At 52.8% G+C, this 25,565-nt stretch carries 18 protein-coding genes; 10 read left to right on the plus strand and 8 right to left on the minus strand.

Features of this window, described 5'->3' with window-relative positions:
• Positions 1–29: 29 nt before the first annotated feature.
• Positions 30–1,337 (minus strand): xylose isomerase, encoded by a 1,308-nt coding sequence (xylA, locus tag ACSPJT_RS18045; RefSeq protein WP_435893958.1) that lies wholly within the window; start codon positions 1,335–1,337, stop codon positions 30–32.
• 28 nt (positions 1,338–1,365) lie between these two features.
• Complete coding sequence (locus ACSPJT_RS18050) at positions 1,366–3,945, minus strand: DUF7133 domain-containing protein (RefSeq protein ID WP_435893959.1); 2,580 nt, start codon at positions 3,943–3,945, stop codon at positions 1,366–1,368.
• A 160-nt stretch (positions 3,946–4,105) separates the two neighbouring features.
• On the opposite strand from ACSPJT_RS18050, the gene ACSPJT_RS18055 reads away from it, so the two are divergent.
• The 7 genes from ACSPJT_RS18055 to ACSPJT_RS18085 all read left to right on the plus strand — a co-directional run bounded on the left by ACSPJT_RS18055 (position 4,106) and on the right by ACSPJT_RS18085 (position 16,587).
• Positions 4,106–4,816, plus strand: a complete 711-nt coding sequence (locus ACSPJT_RS18055) for an AraC family transcriptional regulator (protein WP_435893960.1) — start codon at positions 4,106–4,108, stop codon at positions 4,814–4,816.
• Positions 4,817–7,351: an ATP-dependent helicase HrpB gene (gene hrpB / locus ACSPJT_RS18060; protein ID WP_435893961.1), complete on the plus strand. Its 2,535-nt coding sequence runs from the start codon at positions 4,817–4,819 to the stop codon at positions 7,349–7,351. It begins immediately after the preceding gene.
• A 92-nt stretch (positions 7,352–7,443) separates the two neighbouring features.
• A complete protein-coding gene (locus ACSPJT_RS18065) occupies positions 7,444–9,192 on the plus strand; it encodes an RNA polymerase sigma factor (RefSeq protein WP_435893962.1) in 1,749 nt (582 codons plus the stop codon).
• A gap of 20 nt (positions 9,193–9,212) precedes the next feature.
• Positions 9,213–10,136 carry a hypothetical protein gene (locus ACSPJT_RS18070; protein ID WP_435893963.1) on the plus strand — a complete coding sequence of 308 codons (924 nt, stop codon included), beginning with the start codon at positions 9,213–9,215 and terminating at the stop codon, positions 10,134–10,136.
• An 84-nt stretch (positions 10,137–10,220) separates the two neighbouring features.
• Positions 10,221–11,951: a VanW family protein gene (locus tag ACSPJT_RS18075; RefSeq protein ID WP_435893964.1), complete on the plus strand. Its 1,731-nt coding sequence runs from the start codon at positions 10,221–10,223 to the stop codon at positions 11,949–11,951.
• A gap of 339 nt (positions 11,952–12,290) precedes the next feature.
• Positions 12,291–15,707 carry a hypothetical protein gene (locus ACSPJT_RS18080; protein ID WP_435893965.1) on the plus strand — a complete coding sequence of 1,139 codons (3,417 nt, stop codon included), beginning with the start codon at positions 12,291–12,293 and terminating at the stop codon, positions 15,705–15,707.
• A gap of 19 nt (positions 15,708–15,726) precedes the next feature.
• Positions 15,727–16,587 (plus strand): hypothetical protein, encoded by an 861-nt coding sequence (locus ACSPJT_RS18085; RefSeq protein WP_435893966.1) that lies wholly within the window; start codon positions 15,727–15,729, stop codon positions 16,585–16,587.
• A gap of 34 nt (positions 16,588–16,621) precedes the next feature.
• On the opposite strand, the gene ACSPJT_RS18090 is transcribed toward ACSPJT_RS18085, so the two are convergent.
• From ACSPJT_RS18090 to infA, 3 genes are all read right to left on the minus strand, one after another.
• Positions 16,622–18,466 (minus strand): SLC13 family permease, encoded by a 1,845-nt coding sequence (locus ACSPJT_RS18090; RefSeq protein WP_435893967.1) that lies wholly within the window; start codon positions 18,464–18,466, stop codon positions 16,622–16,624.
• Positions 18,467–18,552: 86 nt separating this feature from the next.
• Positions 18,553–18,900, minus strand: coding sequence for a Spx/MgsR family RNA polymerase-binding regulatory protein (locus ACSPJT_RS18095; protein ID WP_435893968.1), 348 nt, complete (start codon positions 18,898–18,900; stop codon positions 18,553–18,555).
• A gap of 29 nt (positions 18,901–18,929) precedes the next feature.
• Entirely contained in the window at positions 18,930–19,310 is a 381-nt protein-coding gene (gene infA, locus ACSPJT_RS18100) for a translation initiation factor IF-1 (protein WP_435893969.1), read from the minus strand.
• A gap of 294 nt (positions 19,311–19,604) precedes the next feature.
• On the opposite strand from infA, the gene ACSPJT_RS18105 reads away from it, so the two are divergent.
• Complete coding sequence (locus ACSPJT_RS18105) at positions 19,605–20,666, plus strand: vWA domain-containing protein (protein WP_435893970.1); 1,062 nt, start codon at positions 19,605–19,607, stop codon at positions 20,664–20,666.
• A gap of 43 nt (positions 20,667–20,709) precedes the next feature.
• Here the strand turns inward: ACSPJT_RS18105 and ptsP are convergent, their stop codons facing one another.
• From ptsP to hprK, 3 genes are all read right to left on the minus strand, one after another.
• Positions 20,710–22,473, minus strand: a complete 1,764-nt coding sequence (gene ptsP, locus ACSPJT_RS18110; RefSeq protein WP_435893971.1) for a phosphoenolpyruvate--protein phosphotransferase — start codon at positions 22,471–22,473, stop codon at positions 20,710–20,712.
• Positions 22,474–22,559: 86 nt separating this feature from the next.
• Positions 22,560–22,823: an HPr family phosphocarrier protein gene (locus tag ACSPJT_RS18115; RefSeq protein WP_435893972.1), complete on the minus strand. Its 264-nt coding sequence runs from the start codon at positions 22,821–22,823 to the stop codon at positions 22,560–22,562.
• A 156-nt stretch (positions 22,824–22,979) separates the two neighbouring features.
• Positions 22,980–23,954, minus strand: a complete 975-nt coding sequence (gene hprK / locus ACSPJT_RS18120; protein ID WP_435893973.1) for an HPr(Ser) kinase/phosphatase — start codon at positions 23,952–23,954, stop codon at positions 22,980–22,982.
• Between the two features lie 117 nt (positions 23,955–24,071).
• Between hprK and ACSPJT_RS18125 the strand changes: the two genes are divergently transcribed.
• On the plus strand, positions 24,072–24,623 hold the full coding sequence (locus tag ACSPJT_RS18125; protein WP_435893974.1) for an ATP-dependent zinc protease family protein: 552 nt from the start codon (positions 24,072–24,074) through the stop codon (positions 24,621–24,623).
• Complete coding sequence (gene rimK / locus ACSPJT_RS18130) at positions 24,620–25,525, plus strand: 30S ribosomal protein S6--L-glutamate ligase (RefSeq protein WP_435893975.1); 906 nt, start codon at positions 24,620–24,622, stop codon at positions 25,523–25,525. Before ACSPJT_RS18125 ends, rimK begins: the two co-directional genes overlap by 4 nt.
• Positions 25,526–25,565 lie beyond the last annotated feature (40 nt).

Raw genomic sequence — 25,565 nt, forward strand, 5'->3', positions numbered from 1 at the left:
GAGGGGGTTTTCTAGATGAATTCTTTAGTTTAGACCAGATAATCATTCAAAATATTTTCGAGCATTTCCTGCCTTCCGCTTGACAGTGTAGGGGCTGATATGTTTTGCGCGTGGGCATCGAGGTCATCAAGGCTGGTGGAGCCGGATTCGATTTGTGCTCCGATACCTGAGTCGTAGGAGGCGTAGCGGTTTTTAACAAACTCATCGAGGCGACCGTCTGAAATAATCTTGTGCGCGATCTTCAGTCCACGGGCGAATGCGTCCATGCCGCCGATGTGAGCGTGGAAGAGATCTTCCGGCTCGTGGGACTCACGGCGACGCTTGGCATCGAAGTTCAGTCCTCCAGTTTTGAAGCCGCCCATTTTCAGAACGCGGACCATCACTTGGGCGGTGTCGTAGACATTGGTAGGGAATTGGTCGGTATCCCAGCCGATGAGTTCATCGCCGCGGTTGGCATCGATGCTGCCGAGCGCATTGGCTCCGATGGCGACATCGAGTTCGTGCTCCATGGTGTGACCGGCGAGGGTGGCGTGGTTGGTTTCGATGTTGAGTTTGAAGTGATCTAACAAGTCATACTCACGGAGGAAATTGAGACAGGCTGCGGAGTCGGAATCATACTGGTGGGTAGACGGTTCGCGAGGTTTCGGCTCGATGTAGAACTGACCTGTGTAGCCGATCTTCTTGGCGTGATCCACGGCGAGGTGGAGCATGGCTGCGAGGTGGTCGAGCTCGCGCTTCATGTCGGTATTTATTAGCGTGGCATAACCTTCACGGCCGCCCCAGAAGGTGTAGCCTTCGCCACCGAGACGGTGGGTGGCTTCGAGCGCGTGTTTGATTTGCGAAGCGCCGTAGGCAAAAACATCGGCGCTAGGTGAGGTGGCTGCACCCTGGGCGTAGCGTGGGTGGGAGAACAGGCAGGCGGTGCCCCAGAGGAGTTTTTTGCCGGTCTCTTTCTGGAATTTTTCCAATTCGTCGACTACACGCTCGAGGTTCTTGTGAGTCTCGGTGAGTGTGGCACCTTCAGGAGCGATGTCGCGATCGTGGAAGCAGTAATAGTCGATCTGGGTCTTCTCAAGGAACTCGAAGAAAACAGGGACGCGGTTCAGCGCGTTCTGAAGTGATTCGGAGCCATCGTCCCATGGCATCAGTGCTGTGCCTGCGCCGAAGGGATCGCCAAGTTCGTTGCGCATGACGTGCCAGTAGGCGGCTCCGAAGCGGAGGTGCTCGCGCATGGTTTTATCGCCTACTTTTTCGTCTGGATTGTAGTGACGGAAGGCAAGTGGATTGGTGGTGGATGTTCCTTCGTATTGAATGGTTGGGATGTCTGGGAAGTGCATGTTTTGTTAGTTTGGAATGTTAGATTTATTATTTGCCAAAGAGTTGCAGCTCATGGATCGACCAGTAGTAGGATTTGCTGGTGCCAAGTTGCTTGATGCGGATGTAGCGTGCTTTCGTGGGTGACGTGCTGAAACTTGAAACGGACGGAGTGCCGGACTGAGGTTTGCTGTTTTTCCAAGTTTTACCATCAAGGGAAAAGCCGACGATAAATTTATCGGGAAAATCTTTATCCGATCCCTTGTGACTCATCACAACACGTTCAATATCGACTGCACTGGGAAGTTCGATCTGAAGCCACATACCGGGGATCATTTTCTTGGAAGTGGTGTAGCGCGATTTCGGATCCCCATCTACGGCGTTGACCAATGAACTTTCTCCGTGACTGGCACTCAATTTCCAAGATTTTCGGTTGGTGAGTTCCTTGGGCTCGAGCGCGACCAATTCTTTCTGAGTCCACATCTCCTTACGGGCAGCATCAATGCGGCGAATATTGGCAACGAAGTCCGGGGTGATCATCGTGGCTTTGTTGCCAAAGCTACTGCGCACATAAGTAGCGACGTCTGCAATCCATTGATCATTGTTAGAGGATTGGGGAGGCATGATGCCTGCGGCGTATGTTTTCCCATCGATGGGGCCTTGCAAGCCGTGAAGCAGAATGCGAATCAGCGTGTCACCGGAGCCGATAACTCGCTTTGAGTTGAGAGCCGGGGCCAGAACCACATCGTCTTGTCCAGCCATGGGCGTGCCTCGGCCGTTTTCACCATGACATTCGATGCAGAGCTGAGTGTAGATTTCTTGCCCATTTTGGAGAGCCCGGGTTAAAAGCTTGTCCGCTTTTTTACCTCCTTTGGTTTTTGGCGCAGGTTTATTCTGTTTTTTACGAAAGGAAATGTTGGCACGCATCGCCGGTAGTTGCCCGTGCTTGCTCATGATCTCTTCACTAGCAGAGCTGAGACTTTCAGGATTTCCGCAATAGTGGATGGAGTTCAGTAACTGGATGCCGATTTCGGCATGGGTGGTGTTTGCCAGTTTTTTGATCGCAGCGACGACTGTTGGGTCGCCTTTCTTAATCCATGTTTCACTGACACGGATGGCATTGGTGAGGATGCGATACTCGGAGTCTGCCAGAAGTTTGGCAAGTAGCTCAGGTTTCACGCCCGACATACCATCGAGAGTCCACAGCGCGGTGATGCGAGTCTGGGTTTTGAGTTTTTGATTCAGTGCGATGGACTCTAGCAAAGGGGCAACCGACTCGCGGTCTTCACGCAGAATGATGAGGCGCTTGGCTGTATCGCGCCACCAGCCGTTAGAGTGATCCAGATACTTGACCAAGTCAGCGGTTTTCTCCGAGTTCATCTTGGGACGTGGACCAGGTTTGTGATCTTTGTGAACGAGGCGGTAAATGCGTCCGCGAGAAGTGTTTTTGGCCAAGTCCCACTTGTCGATGATCCCCCGGAGGTAGCTTCCTGGCTTGGTCCAATTGCCTTGTTGGATGATGCCGCGGTGCATATCAACTATGTAGAGGCAGCCGTCAGGACCGGTGGTAGTTTGCACGGGGCGGAAATTCACGTCGCGGGTGCGGATGAACTCGCTGCCAGGGGTGGCGTTGCTGAGCACACTCATACCATCGCTGCGGGTGATTTTGGCACGTCGGATCAAGCGTCCCACAGGTTCAGGGATCAGTAGGTCACCGTAGAGGTCGGAGGGGAGTTGGTCGCCACGGAAGATTTCTTGCCCAGCGCAGCCGGTGAAATAATTGAGAGAGCCATCCGGATTGACTCGGCGTGGGCCACCTTGGAAATCGGGAGCTTGTGCGATGGGGAAGACCTTTTTGAAATTGGTATCGAGTTCACCTTTAATGCCGATTGATCCGTATTGTGGATTTTGGTGAAAGGCGAGGGCTGGATTTTCACCTCCGGCACGGGAGTAGTAGAGTCGACCGTCATCGTCTTGGGTGAGTCCCCACTGGCCGTTGCCGCTGGGGATCTTTTCTTTGACGAGTTTGCCGTCGGTGAAACGGTAGCGGACGGATTCATAGGTGAGGTAGATCCAGTTATCCAGAGCCCAAGTCAGTCCGCTGGGCTGGTGCTCCATATTGCCGCCTCGTCTGCCGCCATTGTAGATTTTGATTTTTTCATCGGCCACTCCATCGCCGTCGGAATCGCGGTAAGTCCAGAGATCGAGTGAATTGGTGACTCCGACCATCAGGCGGTCATCAAGCGGGAGGATCATTCGAGGTAGCAGCAGATTATCCACAAAGACACTGTGCTTGTCATAGACACCATCACCATCGGTGTCCTCATGGCGTGAAATGCGAGAGATGGGTTTGTTTTCACCTGTGGCGTCGGCATCCTGCATGTAGGTGCGCATTTCGGCGACATACATAACTCCGTTGCCATCCCAGACGGCCCAGACGGGCTCCTTGATTTCCGGGTCACTGAGCACAAGTTCCAGCTTGTAGCCTTCCGGCACCTGAATCGACTTCATTGCCTGCTCCTTACCCAGATAATCTGATTGGTAGATCGGTTGATTCTGAGCCGGCGCCGAACCTAGAACGGCGAGGGTGGCTAAAACCGCTGAGGCGGAAATGGAATGAAGTGGATTCATGATGACTTGGATATACTCTCATTGAGTTGCCGCAAATGTCTATGGTTTCAAACGTCAAGAGGTTATCATATTTCGTCATTGCTAATTCATAGGGGCTGAGCAGAATCTGAGCGTGGACGCGCACCCAGAGCTAGGATTCAAAGGCTTTACGGCAAATTTAATGCCTGGGCAGATCGCTCCGGCACTTTTCCAAGCTTTGCCGGATGTGATTTTCTGGATCAAAGATGCGGATGGTAGATTCGTTTACGTGAATAAAGTGTTTTGCCATGATGTGGCGGCGATGCGTGAGGATCAGGTGCTGGGACTCAAAGACGAAGATATTTTTCCCCCGGCACTTGCTGAGGTGTTCCAGCGCGGTGACGAGCAGGTGCTGGCGTCACGCACTCCCAAGCTGAATAAGTCGGAACTCGTTCCTAACAGAATGGGCGGCGTGGAGTGGCGGGCGACGAGTAAAATCCCACTGCAAGATATCGATGGCCACTGGGTGGGCACGGCGGGTATTTCACGTAAGATGGGCTACAACGAAGGTCTGCCGATGCCTGGAGGACAGCGCAAACTGGCGGTGATCGTGGCTGCGATTCATGAGAACCTTGAGAAGGGAGTTCGAATCTCAGATCTGGCTCAAGCGGTATCGATGTCGATAAGCACGCTGGAACGACTATTCCGCGAACACATGAACACCACGCCGCGTCAGTTTATTCTACAAGTGAAAATGACCGCTGCATGTGATTGGTTAATCAATACGGAGATGCAGGTGAATGAGATTGCCACCAGTCTCGGATACGAAGAGCATGCCAATTTCACAAGGGCATTCACCAAATTGATGGGAATGTCACCGAAGTCCTATCAGAAATTTTACAAGCCAGGTTAGATGATCGAATTACCAGTGCATTCTCTGCGAACGAAACTTGTCGAGGCCGTCAAGTCCTCTGGCCGAGTGCTGCTACGCGCTCCTACCGGTTCCGGAAAATCCACCTGCGTTCCTCCGATGTTGTTAGATGGTGGGGTGGAAGGTCTGATCGTGGTGGTGCAGCCGAGGCGCATTGCGGCGCGGCTGTTAGCCAGACACGTCGCGGCATTACGAGGTGTGAAACCGGGTGGCGAAGTTGGCCACGTGGTGCGTTTTGAAAATAACATGGGTAAGAACACGCGCATCGTCTATGTGACCGACGGCGTCTTGCAGCGATGGTTGCAGGAAAATGCCGAGCTTCCGGGAGTGGGGGCGGTGGTCTTCGATGAGTTTCACGAACGCCGCATCGCCAGTGACGTGGCATTGGCGAGATGTTTGGATTTACAAGAGGGAGTGCGCAAGGACCTTAAACTGGTGGTCATGTCCGCCACTCTCGAAACTGGAGGCCTGCGCGAGTATCTCCACCCCTGTGATGTGCTGGAGGCGGAGGGGCGGATGTTTCCTGTGGAAATCAAGTATCAGGCTGTTAGTCAGACCGTGCAACGTGGTGGCAACGGGCCTCGTCAAGGGCTGTGGGATCATGCTGCAGCGGCCATCAAGCAGGAGCTGGGGCGCGATGACACGGGGCACATCTTGGTCTTCCTTCCGGGCGTGCATGAAATTCGGCGGACGGTGGAAATCGTCGAGCGGGCATCGTGGTCGCGTGGGTGGAAAGTTTGTCCACTTTACAGCGGTCTGTCTCCGAAGCTTCAGGACGAGGCGGTGGCGCCGAACGGGAGTCCGCGGATTATCGTCTCGACCAATGTGGCGGAAACTTCTCTCACCATCGACGGCGTCTGCACCGTCATCGATGCCGGACTGGCGCGCGTGGCTCGCTACGATGCCGTGCGTGGAATCGATACCTTGATGATCGAGAAAATCTCCCGTGCCTCAGCCGACCAGCGTGCTGGCCGAGCTGGCCGAACCGCCCCAGGAAAATGTCTGCGCCTGTGGAGTGAAAACGATCACGGCCGCAGGGACGCCTTTGAGCTGCCCGAAATCAAACGCGTGGACCTCGCCGAGGTAGTGCTTTCACTGAAGGCAGCAGGCGTGGAGGACGTGGCGGATTTCCGCTGGTTGGAAAAACCGGATGAGCATGCACTGGAGGTGGCTAACAAATTACTTCACCATCTAGGCGCACTGGACGCCCTCGATGAGATTACCGAGCAAGGTCAGGCTATGGCTCGTTTCCCCCTGCACCCACGTTACGCCCGGCTCCTGTTAGCCGGTCAGCAATACGATTGCGTAGCCGAAGCCGGATTCATCGCCGCCGCCGTGCAGAGCGAAGGTGTATTTCTCAGAGGGAAGGGGGGACCGAAAGAATTTTCAGACGATAATGACCTAACCGATTTCGCAGCCGAGTGGCGTGCGTTCAACGTGGCTCGCGATATGCGTTACGATCCCCGTCGCTGTGGTGACTACGGTATCATGGCTCGCGGCGCACGTGAGCTTGAAAAGTCACTGAGTCAGTTAGAGAAATTAGCAACCAGAGCAGGAATCGATTGGAAACCGCCACGTGCCCAGGAGTTCAACCAGCAAGCTGTTAGTCGCGCGGTTCTCGCCGCCCTCAGCGATCGGCTTGCCGCCCAGCTCGGCGAAGCCACACTCTCATGCCGAGTCGTAGGAAACCGCAAAGGCAAGATCGATGCCGAAAGCGTGGCCAAGGGCGCGGAGGCATTTGTCGCCGCCGAAATGACCGAGGTCGAGGGCAAGGAGGTCTCCGTTTATCTGAACCGCTGCACCAAAATTTCCCTCAAAGATCTGCAAACACAGTTCCCCGACGACTTTTCAGATCATCGCGGCGCGAGCTACGATCCGGTATCACGCCGAGTCCTCAACCTCAGCGAGACCCGTTTCCGTGACCTCGTTCTGACCTCCAAAGAAGGCGGCGAGCCACCTCTCGACCAAGCCGCCCACCTGCTCGCCGAGCGCGTGGTCAGCGGTGAGTTAAAACTCAACAAATGGGATAAGTTTGTGGAGCAATGGATCGCCCGATTAGTGAACCTAACAAACTGGATGCCGGAGATGGAGCTGCCCGGATTCAGCGAAGACGATCATCAGTTGGTGATCGAAGAAGTCTGCCAAGGAGCGAAGTCCTACAAAGACATTAAAAACCGCGAAGTGCTGCCGGTACTTTCAAAATGGCTCTCCGCTCCGCAGAAATCCGTGCTAGACGCCTACGCCCCCACCGAGGTGAAAATCTCCAATGGTAAAACGGCCAAGGTGAAATACAAAATCGACGCCGAGCCATGGATCGCCATGAAAATGCAGCACCTCTACGATGTCACCGAGCTACCCAAAATAGCCAACGGCAAAGTCAATCTGCTAGTCCACCTCCTCGCCCCAAACCAACGCCCGTGGCAAGTCACCGGCGATCTCAAAGGCTTCTGGGAGCGCGGCTACCCGCAGATGAAAAAGGACCTGGCGGGCAGATATCCCAAGCATGAGTGGCGATAATTCTCGGAAATCGGAGTATTTTCGAAAAAAATATCAATCCGATGTCGTGCATCACCACATTCCGGCATCTATACCAGTAGAAAGCCATTCCCATGCCCGTCACGAACACGCCAGATGATCAGCAACTCCTCCGGGAGTGGATCAGCCATCGTTCCGAGAAATCGTTCAAGGAGCTGATGCAAAGACACATGGGATTGGTCGTGGGCCTCGCCAGGCGCAAGCTCGACTCCGCGGTCGCTCAGGAGGATGTCGTTCAAGAAGTCTTCACCAAGCTCGCGCTGGAGGCGCACAAAATTCGCAACCCCATGGCGCTGCCCGGCTGGCTGTATCAATGCACCTCAAGCGCCTGCAAGGAGCAGTATCGTTCATCGCACAGACACCGCAGAAAAATGGCCAAATACAACAGCGATCTCCCAGACAGCCCAGACGAAGCATCCCAGCCGGCACTTCTCGAAAATCTCGACGAAGTCCTGGAATGCCTCCCCGCCAAGGAAAGGCAAATCGTCCTCCTCCGCCACGTCTATGGCTACAGCCTCAAAGAACTGGCGGCAAAAATGGGCGATACCCAAGCCTCGCTCCAAAAGCGCGGAGAAAGAGCACTCCACAAAATCAGAAAACACTTCGAGGACAAACAACTCAACCCAATCGAGCTACGGAACAATGTTGCCTTTGCCAGTCTTCTCGCCCCGCAGAGCACCTGGCCATCGATCAGCACCATCTACCAAGGCATCCCCACTGGAAAAATTTCACTACTCACCGTGTCTTATCTTATGAAAACAAAAATCATTCTCGGTTCAGCCTTCTGCCTGGGAGCGGTTATTCCGTTAGGCTGGCAGCAGGTTCAAAAACAAAAGGCCGAACACGCCGCCTCCACTGAGGAAAACGATTCACGTGTGTCCGCTCACACAAGCGGGGAAAGAGGCAGCAAGCGTGCCAGCGATATGGAGCAGGTCCTCAGCGAGCTACTCCAGGATTTCCCACCCAAGCGAGGCAAAGTTCAGAAGGAACTCCAGCTATGCCAGCTCATCTCCACGCTAAGCATTGAAGAATGCCGGATGTTTGAGGAAATGGTTAGAGAGCACCACGATATCCAGCAGCTCACCGTGCTGGTGCAGTTTCTGCTGCAGCGCTGGGCCGAACTGAATCCGGAAGAGGCATACGATAAAGCCCACGATTTCGCCAGCATGAGTCAGTTTTTCCTCAACCATGAGATTATGCAGCCCAATGAGCTGTCCACCGTGGCCGGCAGAATGTGGGCCTACTTGCAGCCAGAATCGGTGATGAAATCAGACATGGCGAAGTCCTTCTTCAGAGGTGGATCCGCAGCGAGACTGCGCAGCCAAGCGCTGCAGAATATCATCACCAAATACGGCCACGCCAAAGCACTGGACTACGCTGCTGATCAAAACGGCATGGAAGACATCACGGGCTCAGACGCCGAGATCATCATCCGAGACTGGGCCAGTAAAGATATCGGTCAGGCTCTCGCGCAGATGGAGGAAAAACACCTAAAGCAAAACTGGGACAGCTTGTTCTTCGGCGCCTACAAGGGTGAGCATGGCGTGGCCGCCTACAAGGTGCTCTTTGAATACGGAGATCCGGAGGCTTACTTCGATGCCGGTGCTCACTGGGAGGGGTTCGTCGGAGCACAAATGATCAAGAAACCATCCGATGCCGCCGAGGCACTGAACACCTACTGGGCAACCACGACCGAGGAAAAGGACCACGAAAGGGTGCTCAGCATGCTGGAAAAAGTGGGAGACAAAGCACGAGAAAAAATCATCCCCCTCATCAAAGACCCAGACCTGAAAGCCAGCATCGAGCAGCTTAAAAAACAATAACCCTCTAACAATCATTCACGATGAAACTTTACCTATACACCGCCGTGGCTCTAATTTTAGGGGTCTTGTTAGGCTTGGGGATCACGAAGCTAACAAGTGATCCGAAAAAAGAAACCGATGCCTCCGCTGATGCCGCCGCGATGGAGGCACGTGCCAGCCAGCGTGCGGCCCGAGCCTCCAGCGCAGCCGCCGAGCTCTATAAAAAGCGCCACCCGGATCCGCTCTTACCGCGCGACATAAAAACCGCCGTGATAGAATCCATCCCCGCCAATCCACTGGACCCCATGTCCCCTGAAAGACGCGTGGAGCTAGCGCACAAAATCTACTACGCATCCGCCTCTGACATGGCGGGTCTGCACGATGATGTGAAGCGCTTGAAAGATCCCTACCTGAACAAAGTCCTCTTCGCCCGCTGGGCAGAAGTGGATCTGGAAACCGCCTTGAAGGTAGGGGCGAAAGAATACGATTCGTTCGATTGGTATGCCGGAAAATACCCCTGGGTTTGGGATGGCATCTTCTCCACCTGGATCCAAAAACACCCGGAAGGCCTGATCAAAAAAGCGATGTCACCCGAGAGTTCCAAAAGCATGAACCGCATGCAAGCGCTCGAGACAATCGGAGAAGCCTACCCAGACCGCGCCCTGGAAATGATGGCGAAGATTTCCAGTGAAATACCCAAGGGAGATCCCTTTTTCCTGCTGGCAGGAGCGAGCAGCAGCAAGCCATTCATCGCGCTCGAGTGGTATCAAAAAGCCACGAAAGAACAGCAGCAGAAATTCATCGATTTCCTGGCCAAAGGAGAAGACCGAACCACGATCGCCAGATACATGTTAGACAGCGACCCGGAAAAAGCCATGAGATGGGTAGAGGGGCTGAACAACGAACGACTAAGCAAACGTTTCCGCGAAGAACTAGACGCAATCAAGGGACAACTGGCTGATTAACGCATCCGTCTGGAGTAGGGCAAAGAAAGATCATATGAAAGATAGTCGAAATGTGGTGCTTACCCTATAATAACCACAAAGACTATGCACGACGTTCATCAGCAGCAGCCGACAAGGATGCAGTCTCTGGCATTTGCCGGAAAGGTGAAATGTTTTCAGGCAAAAAGGGTGCTCAATGATGTTGTCTCGAATGTTAAAAAATACAGCCAGTCGCAATCACTCACCGATGCCCCCATCGTAGGACAGTCCTCGACGCCACTGTGGACGGAAGGCCACGCTGCCGAACAAAACCTAACAGCTGGAAAAATCCAAAACCTGAGAGTGGCATGCAGGGCTCTTGACGGAGTGGTGATTCCAGCTGGAGAGGTTTTCAGTTTTTGGAAACAAACGGGACGCACGACTCGGGGCAAGGGCTATGTCGTTGGACGCGAATTGAGAGAAGGCTGCCTGATTCCAAATCTCGGTGGCGGCCTGTGCCAGCTCTCTAACGCACTTTACAACGCGGCCTTGAAAGCAGGTTTTCAAATCATCGAAAGACATGCGCATTCCCAGCATGTGCCCGGATCGCTCGCTGCAGTGGGTCGTGACGCCACCGTGTTCTGGAATTATGTCGATCTGCGTTTCAGTCACCAGGCGGATTTCAGAATCGAGGCGAGGCTTAGTAAAAACCATCTCCATCTTCGTTTTCGAAGTCTGAAACAGGCGCAAGAAGAGTCGGCTCCGGTCGTTGATCAATCGTCACAACCGGACGCGATCGGTAATTGTTACAGTTGCAATATCAGCTCGTGCTTTCGTAACGATCCACAGGAAGAAAATGACGAGAAACTGGGACGCGCCGCCATTTTGTTAGATTCATACGTGCCTGAGTTCCAGACATACCTTGAACAGCAGGATCACTCAGCGGATACCATGTTCTGTCCGATCCATGCGCAGCGGTTCCGAGCACCAGCCTATCGGTGGAAAAATCCGACCCGTAACCCAGCGATCTACGCCACCGCCCTGACTCTCGCACGATCACTTCGGCTACGTTATCTCCCCTCGGAAGGCGGAGCCTTGCAGCGCACCTTGATGCAGTTCGACAGGAAACTGGCTGAGTGGTACGCACGCCGGATCGATTACCGAACCACGCATCTCATTGTCAGCCAGAACCTGTTACCCCACCTCTGGCAGCTCGGCGTGATGGGGGGGAGGACTTTTGATGTTCTAGCAAACCGATACGCCATGTCGGAAATCCAAAGCAAGCTGGACGAGGCCTACAAGCTCCATCCTACCAGCTCCACGCTGCACGACTTCCGCGTGGACGAACGCATCAGCGCCGCAGAAACCCAAGCATTGGCGAGTGCCCGTAAGATCATTACCGCTCACTGCGGAGTGGCCGCTACCATGCCCGGTGAGGTCGTCATACTCCCGTGGGATCGGCCAGAACCTGAGTCCCGAACTTCTGATTCAGGGCAGGGGACAGGGCTAAAAACAATCGGTTTCCCAGCCTCACCGTTAGGGAAAAAAGGTATCTACGAACTTGTCGATGCCGTTTTAGGGTTAGATGCGGAGCTGTTGATCTTGGGACAGGCGAATGAGGGGTTAGCAATTCCTAACAGTCGACGTGCTAATTTAAGTGAACTTCTTGAGTGCGATGTGCTAGTTATGCCGGCGTACATTGAACATTCACCCCGGTTGCTCATCAGAGCTTTGGCACAGGGTACACCAGTGATCGCAACCGAAGCCTGTGGCCTGCCTGCCCAGAAAGGTTTGATGCTTATAAGTCGACCTGACGACACATTAATCAGGCAGGCTCTCGACCGTATTTTCAAATAGTCGTTTGAGTTGAGCTCAAAAAGGCGACGTTACGATGGCATGGATTGTGCTTGGCCATTCGAAAACGAGTTAAAAATCACAGGTGTTGCCTAACAAATTACTAAAACAATAGTTTAACTGAATTTCCCATATGGTATAAGGGATGGTGGTTGCTTTTGCACATAAAAGAAGCGATAAATAACAAATAAAATGTATTTACAAATGGAATTGAGAGGTATCAATTTAGGGATCATGCGGAATGTGAATTACAAAAGCAGTCGTGGTAGAGGCTCCAGGCAAGGATTTGCCTTAGTTGCCACGATCTCTGTGATGGTGCTAATGGTTCTGATTGCACTGGCAATGTTAAGCTTGTCAGTGATCACCAGTAGGGAAGCAACCAGAGATAGCGCACGAGAAGAAGCCAAGGCGAATGCTCGGATGGCTCTGATGCTTGCCCTAGGCGAACTGCAGAAGTCAGTCGGGCCAGATCAACGCATTACTGCCAGCGCAAGCATCCTCGATCCGGATAAATCACCGCAGACTGAAGAATATAGCACATTTCCAAATCCATACTGGACTGGTGTCTGGCGTTCTGACGATGTCATGGAGCCCTCCGATTATGAGGCAAGAAAGACAGACCTATTTGAAAATTGGTTAGTGTCCCTGCGTGATCCAGCCGAGGCGTTGAATTTCGATAAAGCATCCACTAAGCTGGTAGACGACAACGTCGTGACTATGCTGGGGAAAGGAACCACTGGCGAGGAGTCCGATGACAGTAGGGACGTAGAAGCGGAAATCATTAGCTTGGCGGGTCGCGATGGCATAGCTTGGTGGGTCGCTGATGAGTCTGTTAAAGCACGGCTGAACCTCCCTGCGTTTCCCGAGGCCAACGCGAAGACCCCAGTTCTACAGGCGCAACTTCAGAGCGCTCCGGTCTCCGGAAGCCGGATGGCGGAGTCGCTCGAATGGCTGAATTCAGCCACCACCGTTGATGCTGAACGCGAGGACGTGCAACGTTTGGTCACCCTGCGCACCTTATCTTCCCACCCCGAAAATGCGGATGGGAAGCCAGCTTCATTTCATGATTTTACTACTACGGCAATGAGCGTTCCTGTGGATGTTAGGGATGGCGGCATGAAGTGGGATCTCTCGCGTTTATTTGGTAATGACGAGTTGCCGACCGCCTATAAGAGTTCCGCTCGGATGCAAATTGGCAATATCAGTTTGCCCACCGAAAAGCCATTGTATGAGGCGGGGAACCCGCAAGGAGCCTTCCCCAGTTGGCAACGCCTGGCTGATTACCATCGTCTTTCCCAATTTGTCGAATGGGAGGATAAGCTACCCTTCATTGCATACCAGAACGGCGGAGGTAACTCGAATTGGAACAAACTCAGATCGATGCACTGTCAGCCACCGCTGCCCGTTCTCGTGCGCATGCAATTGTTCTTTTCTCTGGCTGAGTCCAACGGTCGGATTGGTTTGGTAATCGAGCCCGTCTGCACATTCTGGAATCCATATAATGTGGAAATCCGAATCCCATACAATAGTGGGGTGATGCGGCTTTATTCATGGTGGCCCTCCGTGCAGATCACAGTGAACCGAGGCTCGAAAGGATCCCGCACTCCTGATCTTACCGGCTATGGTACTGCCGTATTCCAATACTCGGCCGCTGCAGGACCGAACGCCCACATGGGATTTGATATCGGCGGTATGACGATGAAACCTGGTGAGACCGTAGTTTATTCGGATACAAATAATGCACCCAGACTCTGGAATAACAGGTTTGCTCAATATGGGGTTTCTATCGAGGGAAGGCCGGGCTGGTCTGAAACCGGAGGGCTTCTGGGATACAATGCGTATGGAACTAGCTATGGAGATCCGGTTTCCGGTGCCGAAACCATGACGGTGACAGCGGTGTTCAATGCCAATCCAACCCAGTATGGCGGACACTTTTCCCAAGGAAAGCACCTGCTTTTCCATCGTCTCATCATGCACGAAGCTGGACCCGGCGTAGACAAGTTCGCTGATCCGGATACCTATCGCGGCATCCAAGCCTTCGGCATTCATGATGTTAATACCAGTGAATACCGTAAGACACTTCACACCAACGGAATTATTACCCGCAACGGAATCCGTGGAGCGGCGCTGCTCGGAGGCAAAAAGGAACCACTTTTCGTCATCGATATGGCAGCACGGACTGAGCAGAAAGGCGATACCCGCGCTGTACCCACAACGGATCCCGAGGTCTTACCCTATTTGCACACATCATGGAGTCACGGATCTATCATTGGCAACGACACTCTCGATGAATCAGAAAAGCAAACCAGCTACTGGCAGGCATCTGTCTACAAGGTTGCTGACTGGGATGACCAAGCGGTTGAAATCGAACCCAACTCAGACCGCGGATTTTTCGGTTCCGGCAATACTGCCGAGACGGGTGTTAATTTTGTCACCATGAAGGAAATTCCCACCCGTGAGCCGCTCTCTCTGGCTGCTTACCGGAACTTCGATATCCTCTACAACCCATATATCAATAAGCTGGGATACGGTAAACGCTCCGACGCCTCCGATTACTCTGCAGATCCAGCCACCTCCTTCATCATTGGTGGCGGTCATGCTCACCCTCTGGTCGGTAGGTCCGAGGTGGTGCGTAGCAATGCGATCAAGAGCAAGGTAGACGGCAGAAGGTATGATTACTTTGACCACGCCTACTTGGCGAACTGGACTTTATTCGATCGCTACTTCCACTCTGGCCTGCCGCCGCTCTGGACTGATGTATACCAAGAGAAATCTGCGTCTGAACGAAATACCGAGCTGCGTGAAATTGTCGAAGGAGACTCTCGCGAGCATGTGGCGAATCCACGTTTCGTCTGGAAAAAGGGTGGAGCGGAAAAAGCGGTCGAACTCATTGTAGATCCAGAAACAGGACACGAACGGGTCGCCGAGAGACTGACCTTTGCAGGCTTCAACGTGAACTCTACCTCGGTCGAGGCTTGGAGGACTTTCTTGGGCGCAATGCAGGCTGTGGAAGTCCCTCGGACGAGTGGTGATGCCCTCGCTCCCGGTATGGCAGAAAACTACCCTGACGAGACAGCGGCCTTCCCTCGCCAGCAATTGGCCAATGACCTCTTGGATGATGCGGTTCTGATGACGGCTGTGGGAGCGAAGAAAAAATCCCTGCTGTGGAATGGTTTCAGAGCTCTGAATGATGAGGAAATTGAAACCCTTGCGGAGTCGATTGTAGAACAGGTGAAGATACGTGGACCGTTCTTCTCCATGGCTGATTTCGTCAACCGCCGTATTTCGACGAGTGCTTCAGACAGCCAGGCGACCACCGGAGCAAGCAAAGCCTTTAATTTGGCTGCGACCAGTGCCCTTCAGTCAGCCATCGACGCCTCCGAGCTGAACGAAAAAGAATTCAGCATCAAAGAAGATAAAGGAAATGGTGCGTTTGCTAATGATGACGCAGCCAGCGGCTTGCGAGCAGCCGGAGCTCCATCGTTCTTGATGCAAGGCGACCTTCTTCAAGCTCTTGGGCCAGCGATGACCGTGCGGGGTGATACCTTTACTATTCGCGCCTACGGAGAATCGAAAGATGCCCGCGGAAATGTGCTCGCCAGAGTGTGGTGCGAGGCCGTGGTCCAGCGTGGTCACGAGTATGTCAGTTCCGACAACGAAGTTCATCAGTCAGGAGAAGATCTGACAGAGATGAACAAATTATTCGGCCGAAAATTATCTATTGTCTCCTTCCGCTGGTTAGGAACAAACGAAGTCTAACATAATGAAGAACTATTCTATGATCTCCCCCCGATTCCTTCTTGCCTCCGCTTTAGCCATTTTTGGTATCGCCCCTGTGTCCGCAGCGCCGGATGCGAGCAGTATTCAAATTAAGATTCGTGTGGTGTGCGCCGCATACCACCCTACTGTGAGAAAGCTCGAGGTTGGCATGGGTGAATCCGAGGAACGCTTGAACTTCCCAGTGTTTGATGATGCATTTTCAGATCCACAGAAATACAAGGGATCAAGTGCAGTGCCCGTCTATGTGCCCGGACAGCAAGAACCGTTCGCACGTGTTAAAGTTCCTGCGGGCTCTAAAAATGTCATCTTTCTCTGTGTTCCCACAAGCGCTCAATCAGCAGGGGGGCCATATCGAATTCTTCCGGTGCCATCAGACGATTCGAGTTTCGCCTTTGGTACCCGGCGTATTTTCAACCTGACCAGAGGCCCCATCGGAGTGCGTTATGGTAAGGCGGAAAGGCGTGTCATGGTGGCCCCAGGTATCAAGCCCACCGATCTCGTGATCACTGAGTCCTCTGCTGGAGAGAGACGCTTCGCTGTCGAGTTCTTTACCCAGAAAGATAAGGAGTGGATCCGTTTTTCAGCTACTCGATGGTCGGTGGATGACTCCAAGCGGTCGTTTCTTTTCATATTCAATGATCCTCAGTCAGGCCGTGTGAGATATCGCGCTGTTTCCGAATACTATGTTGCTCCTGAGTTGCTCCGCAGACGTGAGGAGGAAATTGCTAAATCGCTAGAGGAGAATGCCGAAAAGGATGCCGAAGCGAACCGCAAGGGCGCCGAGCAAGATGCTAAAATTCAGGCAGAGATCGAACGCAGAAAGAAAGCCCAAAAGGTGCGCGAGATGAGCCGCATCTGAGTTCTTCTTACCCGGTATTGAGACCGAGGTTCTCCTAATTGAATGGCCACATGAATGGGATCAGGAAGCTGGCCATGAGCCAGAGAATCACAGCCAGTGGGAAACCGGCGCGGAAGAAATCGCCAAATTTATAACCGCCGGCACCGTAAACGAAGGTGTTGGTCTGGTAGCCGATCGGAGTAGAGAAGCTGGCGGAAGATCCGAACATCACGGCGATCACGAAGGGGATCGGGTTCACCGGTTCGCCGATAGTGATGCTCAGAGTATTTGCCACGATGATGGCCAATGGTGTTAGTAGCACCGCAACGGCGTTGTTGGAAATGATCTCGGTCATTACCGCTGCCAGCAGATACATCAGCGACAGCATGATGTAAGGGTTTTCAATACCTAAACCATCGGTCATGCCGTTGGCGATGAGCTGGGCAAGTCCAGAGCGATCAATCGCCATGCCAAGTCCTAACATCCCAAAGATCATGAAAACGACCTTCCATTCAATGGCTCGGTAAGCCTCCTGTGGCTGCACACAGCGGGTAACCAGAACGATGAGTGCGCCAGTGAGTGCCAACTGCACGATGGGGATGCGAGGAATGCCAAAATTGCCGCCTAAGGCGCCCACGACCATGAACAGTAGAATGGCACCGATGGCGATAGGGGCTTTGCTGCGGCGTAGTACCGTGTGATTTGGCTCACTCAGGTTGATGAAATCGCGCTGACGGAAGAGCTGGCGCATTTTTTCCGTAGGGCCTTGGACTAACAATGTGTCGCCAAAAGCTAGTTTCTCATCCTCGAAACGCTCACGCAGGTTCCGACCACGCCGATGCACCGCGAGGATGAGCACGCCAAAGCGCTGGCGGAAATTAAGCTCCTTCAGGCTTTTACCCGTCATGCTGGACTCAGGTCCGATGATGCCTTCCATGAGCAGCGCACTCTCAGTCCGGATACCCTCAAGGCCGGTCGACTCATTGCCTCGGACATCAATGCCTTCGGTTTGAGACACGTCCATGACACCCTCCAATACACCTTTGAACACGATCTCGTCACCTGATTCAAAGGTGATCTCATTGAGTGGGCGTCGCAGTCTGCGGCCATCACGTAGCACTTCTAGTACCCTGGCTTTTTTCATCTTGGCCAGTGATGTTTCTGGAAAGAGCTTTCCGTCGAGTTCGCTATCCTTGCGCACATAAGCGTGAGTGATAAATTCGCGTGAGTTTTCAGTGCTCAACAAGGTGGCGAGTGTCACCCGAGTCGGCAGTAGCTTCCGGCCAATTGTCAGCATGTAGATGAATGCCGTGGCGACAAAGATCAGTCCCAAGGGCGTAATCGAGAACATGCTGAAATCACCGATGCCTTGTTTCTCGGCGATGCCGGTGGCGATTAGATTGGTCGAGGTTCCGATGATGGTTGTCGTGCCTCCGACGATTGCTGCGTAGGAGAGGGGAATGAGGTATTTCGAGGCGGTATATTCACGTCGGCGGCAAATGCCTAACACGATGGGCATGAACACCACCACCACTGGTGTGTTATTGACGAAGCCAGATAAGAACGCGACCAAGCCCATCATCACCATGAGCATTTTCATTGGTGATTCTCCGGCTAATCTCTCAAACCACGTGCCGAGAGCTTCGATCACTCCAGTCCGCTCAAGTGCCGCACTCAGCACAAACATACAGGCCACAGTGATGGGCGCTGGATGGGAAAATACCTTGAGAGCGTTGTATTGATCCTCAACATTGACGCTGAGAATGCCAGTCATCACACAAGCCAGCAGGGCTGAAAGTGCGGTGAGTTCGGCCGAAATCCACTCTTTGACAAATGAGATGAAAACCACCACCACGAGAGCGGCGAGGAACGCTTGTTGCCATGTTTCAAAGAAGAGCATTGTCGACTGCGATTATATGCCGAGGGCGATCAGCTTGACCAGAATGGATTGATTCTGATTTTAGAGAAATCCGATAGAGTTTCGGTTTAGCTAAGAGCTTCGGTCCAAACGTCTTCTTTGAACCCGGCTAAACAAATGTTTTCGCCTATCAAGAAGGGGCGCTTGACCAGATTTCCGCAGGTATGCAGCTCTTGCAGAGCCTCATCTTCTGACATATTGGGCAACTTGTCCTTCATGCCACGTTGGCGGTAATCCATGCCAGAGGTATTGAAGATGGCTTTCAGTCCAAGTTGATCAGCTGCCTGCCGAAGTTCGGCAACGGTCGGTGGTTGATCGCGCACGGGAATTTCCTCAAATACGATACCGTGATCGTTGAGCCAATTCCGCGCCTTGCGGCAGCCGTCACATCCTTTGTAAGCGTAGAAACGCAGCATGATTCCGGACTTGAATCGATTGATGTAAATCAACCAACACGGAAAACGATCCGTGCCTTGGTGGTGTCATAGGGGGACATCTCCATCTTCACCTTGTCTCCAACGACGAGGCGGATGAAGCGCTTGCGCATTTTTCCCGAGATGTGAGCGAGGACTTCGTGCCCACTGGGCAACGCTACCTTGAACATCGTGCCAGCGAGTACGGAGGAAATGGTTCCTTCTACCTCGACAGCTTTATCTTCACGGTCGTCGTCTTTTCTCTTACGGGGGCCATAATTATGGCGGTTCCGGCGTCTTCCGCCGCCTCCTCCACCTGGCCTTTTGGGTCTTCCTGCGATAGTATGCTCCTTTGTTTGTTCAAAATCCACAGCGGTCAGAATGATCGCTGCGGCGGACACATCATCATACATATTTATGCTATAGCAACCCTAAATTCCAGATTTGCCAGTCCTTGGGCATTTTTTAAGACTGCATTTGCCGATGTATTGGGATCGCATCGCGCGGAACTGACCAACGCTTAAATGAACCTGTCTCATTGGCTAGTGTTAACCACTTGACGGTTACGCTGTCACGATTTGCAATGATGGCTTCTTGCTAGCCCTCCCAGCATCGGTTAAACGACCAGTAGACAATCGATGAGTAAATGGTAGATTGCCAATGCGAGTTAGCAATATCCGCCACCCCCATCTATCCCAATTATTACTATGAGTTACCACGCCAGATTAAGTCCCGAGGCTCAAGCCCGGCTAGCAGCCCAGAAGCGAAACAGCACGATCAGTAGTGTGGTGGTTTCGCTGCTGGTGGTGTTATTGATAGGTATTATTCTGATGTTTTTCCTATTGCCTAGGGTAGAGAATTTCACCCCGGAAATTGTTTCCTACCACGGCAATCAGCCAGATAAGGAAACGGTGACTAAGAAGGAAATGTCGCGCAAAGTGCAGCCCAAGCCTTCTTCTCCATCATCATCTATGGCCAAGGTGATCGCAGCCAATGTGGTTTCTAACATTGCTGTGCCGGTTCCTGAAACCAATGCCGATATTCCCATGGACTTGGGAAATGGTGACGGCTATGGCGATGGCTGGGGCGACGGTGACGGCTGGGGCGACGGCGGTGGCGGAGCCACATTCTTCGGCCAGAAGGTGAAAGCTAGTCGAGTAGTGTATGTGATCGATTACTCGGCTTCCATGAAAGGTAAGCGGATCCAGCTTCTGAAGACTGAACTTTCCAAGTCACTCAAGAGCATGAGCGCTGGCACCGAATATCAACTGATTTTCTTCGCCGGTCCAGCATGGTTGGCTGGTGACAAGGTGAACATGAGCAACAAGCGAGATGGAGCGATAGTCATCAATGATAAAACCGAATACAAGTGGGTTTCTCCCAAGCGCAATGCGCATGATTGGGATACCCAGGGACGCAAACAGCCAGTTGACTGGTTGGAAGCATCGTTGAAACAGATCGATAAAAGTTTGGTCGCAGTCAAGCAAACCCCATTGGTTTGGGGCACAGCTTGGAAGACTCCACTGGAGATGGCACTTAACATGAAACCAACACCCGATGTGATCTTCTTCATGACCGATGGTCTGGCTGGAGGCGATTCGGAGCAAGTGGCCAAAAGCGTAGGCGCACGTGCCAAAGCTCGTAAAATTCAGCTCAACACCATCGCGATGATGGATCCACGAGCCGGTAAAGCGATGAAGATTATGGCTGAGGCCAGCGGTGGCCAGTTTTCCATGGTCAACGAGAAGGGCAAAGTCATCAAGAAATAGTCACCTGTGCACTCTGTTAATGCAGCGTGCACAATCGGCTAAGCTATTCGATTAGCTCTGGGTAATACCGGCGAGCCATATTTTCAGACAGAGCTGCGATTTCAGGGCTGGTTCTCGCTTTGAGGACCTCCTTCATCATCTCAGAGCATTCGCTTTGCGAGAGCGAGCGTACCGCCTTTTTAATACTGGGAACCATATGGGCCCCCACTGAAAGTTCGTCGATTCCAAGACCTACCAGCAGAGGGGTGATGGCGAGTTGTCCAGCCATCTCTCCACAGACGCCAGTCCATATTCCGTTGTCCTTGGCTGCTCTAACAGTGATGTCCATCAGACGGAAAACCGCAGGGTGGGTGGGTTTGTATAGATGCGAGACGTAGTGGTTCACTCGGTCGACAGCGACGGTATACTGGATTAGATCATTAGTGCCAATCGAGAGGAAATCGACCTCTTTGGCTATCTCATTGGCCATCATCGCCGCAGAGGGGATCTCAATCATCACGCCGACTTCGATATTTGGATCGAAGGGGACTCCGGCTTTATCAAGTTCGTCCATGGACTCCTTGAGGAGTTCCTTGGCTGCGAGAACTTCGCTGATACCCGAGATCATAGGAAACATGACGCCTAGCTTGCCTGATGTGCTCGCCCTGAGCACGGCACGAAGCTGTTCTTTGAACAGAGCTTTGCGCGTAAGAGATACCCGGATGCCGCGCCACCCAAGGAAGGGGTTGGGCTCTGGGTGAGAGAGTGGTTCAGCAGGGATCTTGTCGCCGCCCGCATCCAGTGTGCGAATGATCGAAAGGTGAGGGGCGACAGCCTTCGCAACTTCAGAGTAGACTTTTTCCTGCTGGAATTCATCTGGCATTTCACCGCCGTCTAACAGGTAGAACTCAGTTCGGAATAATCCCACGCCCTCGGCGCCGGACTGCTTCACCATCGGTAGTTCATTGGTGAACTCAATGTTTGCCGAGAGTGTGATGCGATGGCCGTCGGAAGTGGTCGTTTCCTCCTCCCGAAGTATATCGAGCTCCTTGAGCGCGAGTTTTTTCCGGTTGAGCTTTTCCTGATAGGTTTTAACCGTTTCCGCCGTTGGATTGAGAATCAGCGTGCCGTTGTAACCATCAAGAATCCCGTCGGAGAGTGTTTTGATGTCGATCACCGCTCCTTCGAGTCCGACGATTGCTGGAATGCCGAGAGATCGGGCCAGGATAGCAGTGTGTGAGTTGACACTGCCCTGTTCAGTGGCAAATCCCAGCACGTGATTGCGGTCGATCGATGCCGTATCACTCGGGCTGAGGTCATAAGCCACAAGGATATGCTGGTGATCGGGGCGGTCCGCAGCGGGTGCATCGGTATCCAGTTGGAAGTTTCTGAGAACACGCTGACAAACGTCATCGATGTCGGCGGCGCGCTCGCGCAGGTAGGAGTCATTCACCCGTCGCATTGCCTCCAAGAAAGTTTGCATCACCGCGTAGAATGCGTATTCGGCATTCTGTCTGCGTTCGCTGATGGCATTGCTGACTCTGCGTAACAGAGTCTTGTCTTCGAGGACCATCAAGTGGGCATCGAAAATTTTACCTTCTTCTTCGCCGGAGAGATTTTCGATGTGGGTGCGCAGTTGGTCTAACTGCCCCTTGGTAATTTCAAGGGCCTGTTCAAAGCGGTTTTGTTCGCGCGCTATCTGATCCTCATTGATCTCGTAGACATCAGGAGCGGAAAATCCGCGAGCCATGACATGCACTGGACCAAAGGAAATACCGGGAGAACCGGGAGATCCTTGGATGATAATTTCTTCAGATTGAACGTGCATTCCCAGTTAGTTTGCACGGAACCAGCACACTGGTCAAAGCCGAATCTTGGATTGCGCGATGATCGCGTGAGTAGTTTTGGGAGCGCCTATTCCTCAAAATTGCGCTCAATAAGCTCCCCGAGGGCTTCCAGCGCAGTTTCAGCATCTTCGCCATCGGCGGTAATAATGAGGATGGAACCATGACCGGCAGCGAGCATCATCAATCCCATGATCGATTTGCCATCGGCTTGTTCATCATCTTTTTCCACCTGAATATCACATGAAAACCGGCTTGCGGTTTTGACGAATTGGGCGGCAGGGCGGGCGTGGATTCCCAACTTGTTAGTTACGGTGAATTCGCGGGTAGGCATTGTGATCGATGGGTTGGATCGACAAGGTGTGGTTGTCTGCTGCGGGACTCTAGCGAGGCGAGTCCTGCGGGGGAAGGGATTTTTTTCCAATTTTATGAAATGCTGGGCTCAGATCGCCCTCTGTTTGTGTATCTTGTTGAAAATAAATGGTTAAAGCTAAATTCCTGGACCAAATTGGCCGGGGGCCATCTTGTCGAGCAGTCGCTGGTTGAATTCAGCGGCCATATCATAGCCCATGGTGCGCAGCTGATGTTCCAGGCAGGTGATAGCAACCAATCGGGTGGTGTCTCTTCCCGGGGCCACTGGGATTTCCACATGAGTGACGCCTTGACCAAGGATTCGGTAGCTTTTGCGATTTACTCCAAGGCGATCAACTTTGTTGAGATCGGCGTGAGGTTTCAGGGTAACTACCAGATCAAGCCGTTTGGTAGGTCTGATACTGCCAAGGCCGAAAATATTGCCCACGTTGATAATTCCCACGCCACGCATTTCGATAAACCCTCGGGAAAACTCCTTGGTGCTCGCGACAAGTTCGCCTCCGATCTTGTGAATGATCACCATGTCATCGGCGACCAGGGCTCCACCTCGTTCGAGCAGACCAATAGCGACTTCACTTTTGCCGGCCCCGCTGTCTCCCATGATAAGAACACCGATACCCCGGAAGTCGACCATACAACCATGGCGGGTGGTCGACTCGGCAAAGTCATTTTCTAACCGAAGTGTCGCGGCATTCACAAACTTCATTGTTACCATGGTGGTGCTGAATACGGCAATGCCATGTTCATTCGCAACCTTCAGGAGATCTGGTGTCAGCTCCTTGCCGCGTGAGGTGACAATGCAGGGAATGTCGCGCTGGCAGATCATGCTGAATCGCTGGATGCGTTCCTCCTCCTCGAGTTTATTAAGATAGGATTGTTCTGAGTTCCCCAATACCTGAACCCGCTTATAGGCAAAGTAGGAAAGAAAACCAGCAAGCGCCAGACCGGGGTGGTTGATCGTGGGCTCGAGAATGTTCCGCTCATAACCCACGGATTTACCCTGCAGTTCCAGTTTGAGAAACTCACCATGACGCTTGAAAAAGTCTCCGACGCTGAGGTGTGATATGCGCTTCCGTTTATGTTTCTTCGGCATGATGAAGAATCTTCTAAACTAAGAACGGCCTGATTGCACGTTCAGTGATAGATTTTTTGTTGGATGAAGAAATCAGTAGGGGCTTGAGTGAGTAAGTATTCTCGGTTTGTATGGCGTATGCCAAAATCTTACATCTGTGAGGCGACACGAACGAACCGATCCTCATTGGAGGTGGCCACGGAACTAGCCATACCCGTAACCGGAAGGAGTAGCTCCAAGTTGCTCATCGGCCGCCGGGAATGGTTTTCTTTGCCAGGGCTGGGAGTCGATATCGTCACCGCGAAGGTCGATACCGGTGCCTACACATCAAGCTTACATGCCGAGCAAATTGAGGTTTTCGAAAAAGACGGTGATGAATGGGTCAGGTTCATCACTCACAGCCACCACGGAGAATCAATTCAGTGTGAGGCGCTGCTTGTTCAGCGGAAAAAAATCAAAAGCTCGACTGGACGAGGAAGGAAGCGTATGATCATCAAAACCAAGGCACGGCTGGTAGGGGGCTTTGAGTGGGATGTACTTTTCAGCCTTGCAGATCGCTCTGTAATGAAGTGTCCTCTGCTTCTCGGGCGACGAGCTCTCTCTGGTTACTTCGTCGTCGATACCCAGGCATCCCACTTGTTTGGTAACATCTCCAGTCTGACCGGTAAGTCACACCACAAACGTATATGAAAATAGCTATCCTATCTCGAAACTCCCGTCTTTACTCCACAAACAGTCTCAAAGTTGCGGCTGAAAAAGCGGGGCACGAAGTCCATGTGGTTGACTACCTCAAGTGCCACATGAACATCGCTTCCAGCCGTCCCAGCATTTTCATGGGTGACAAGGAGCTGCAGGGCTATGACGCGATCATCCCCCGCATCGGGGCCTCACGCACATTCTTTGGCACTGCTGTGGTGCGTCAGTTTGAAATCATGGGCGTCTACTCGGTAAACGAGTCCGTGGCGATTTCTCGCTCGCGTGATAAACTGCGTTCATTGCAGCTGCTCGCTCGTCGTGGCATTGGCCTGCCAGTGACTACTTTCGCGCACGATACCCGTGCTACCGGCCACATGATCAAACTTTGCGGCGGAGCACCGATTGTTATTAAATTGTTAGAAGGAACACAGGGTGTGGGCGTGGTTCTTGCGGAGACCGCTAAAGCTGCGGAGTCCGTGATCGAAGCCTTCCGTGGCCTCGATGCCAACATTCTCGCTCAGGAGTTCATCAAAGAAGCTGGTGGCGCAGACATCCGCTGTCTGGTGGTCGGAGGCAAAGTCGTCGCCGCCATGAAACGCCAGGGCAGGGAAGGCGAGTTCAGATCCAACCTTCACCGCGGAGGTAATGCCGCGGTCGTAAAAATCACCCCCGAAGAACGTTCTACTGCCGTCCGCGCCGCCAAGATCATGGGGCTGAGCCTCGCAGGTGTGGATCTTCTACGTTCTAACCACGGTCCCGTGGTCATGGAGGTGAATTCATCACCCGGGCTTGAGGGAATCGAAACGGCGACTGGAAAAGACGTCGCAGGCCAGATCATCAAGTTCATTGAGAAAAGCGCCGGTGTGACCAGCAGCCGCACCCGTGGCAAAGGCTAGGTAATTCTCGATTACTATTTAGAATTTAGCAATTCCCCCC

Source organism: Oceaniferula spumae, assembly GCF_042849255.1.
Lineage (GTDB): Bacteria > Verrucomicrobiota > Verrucomicrobiia > Verrucomicrobiales > Akkermansiaceae > Oceaniferula > Oceaniferula spumae.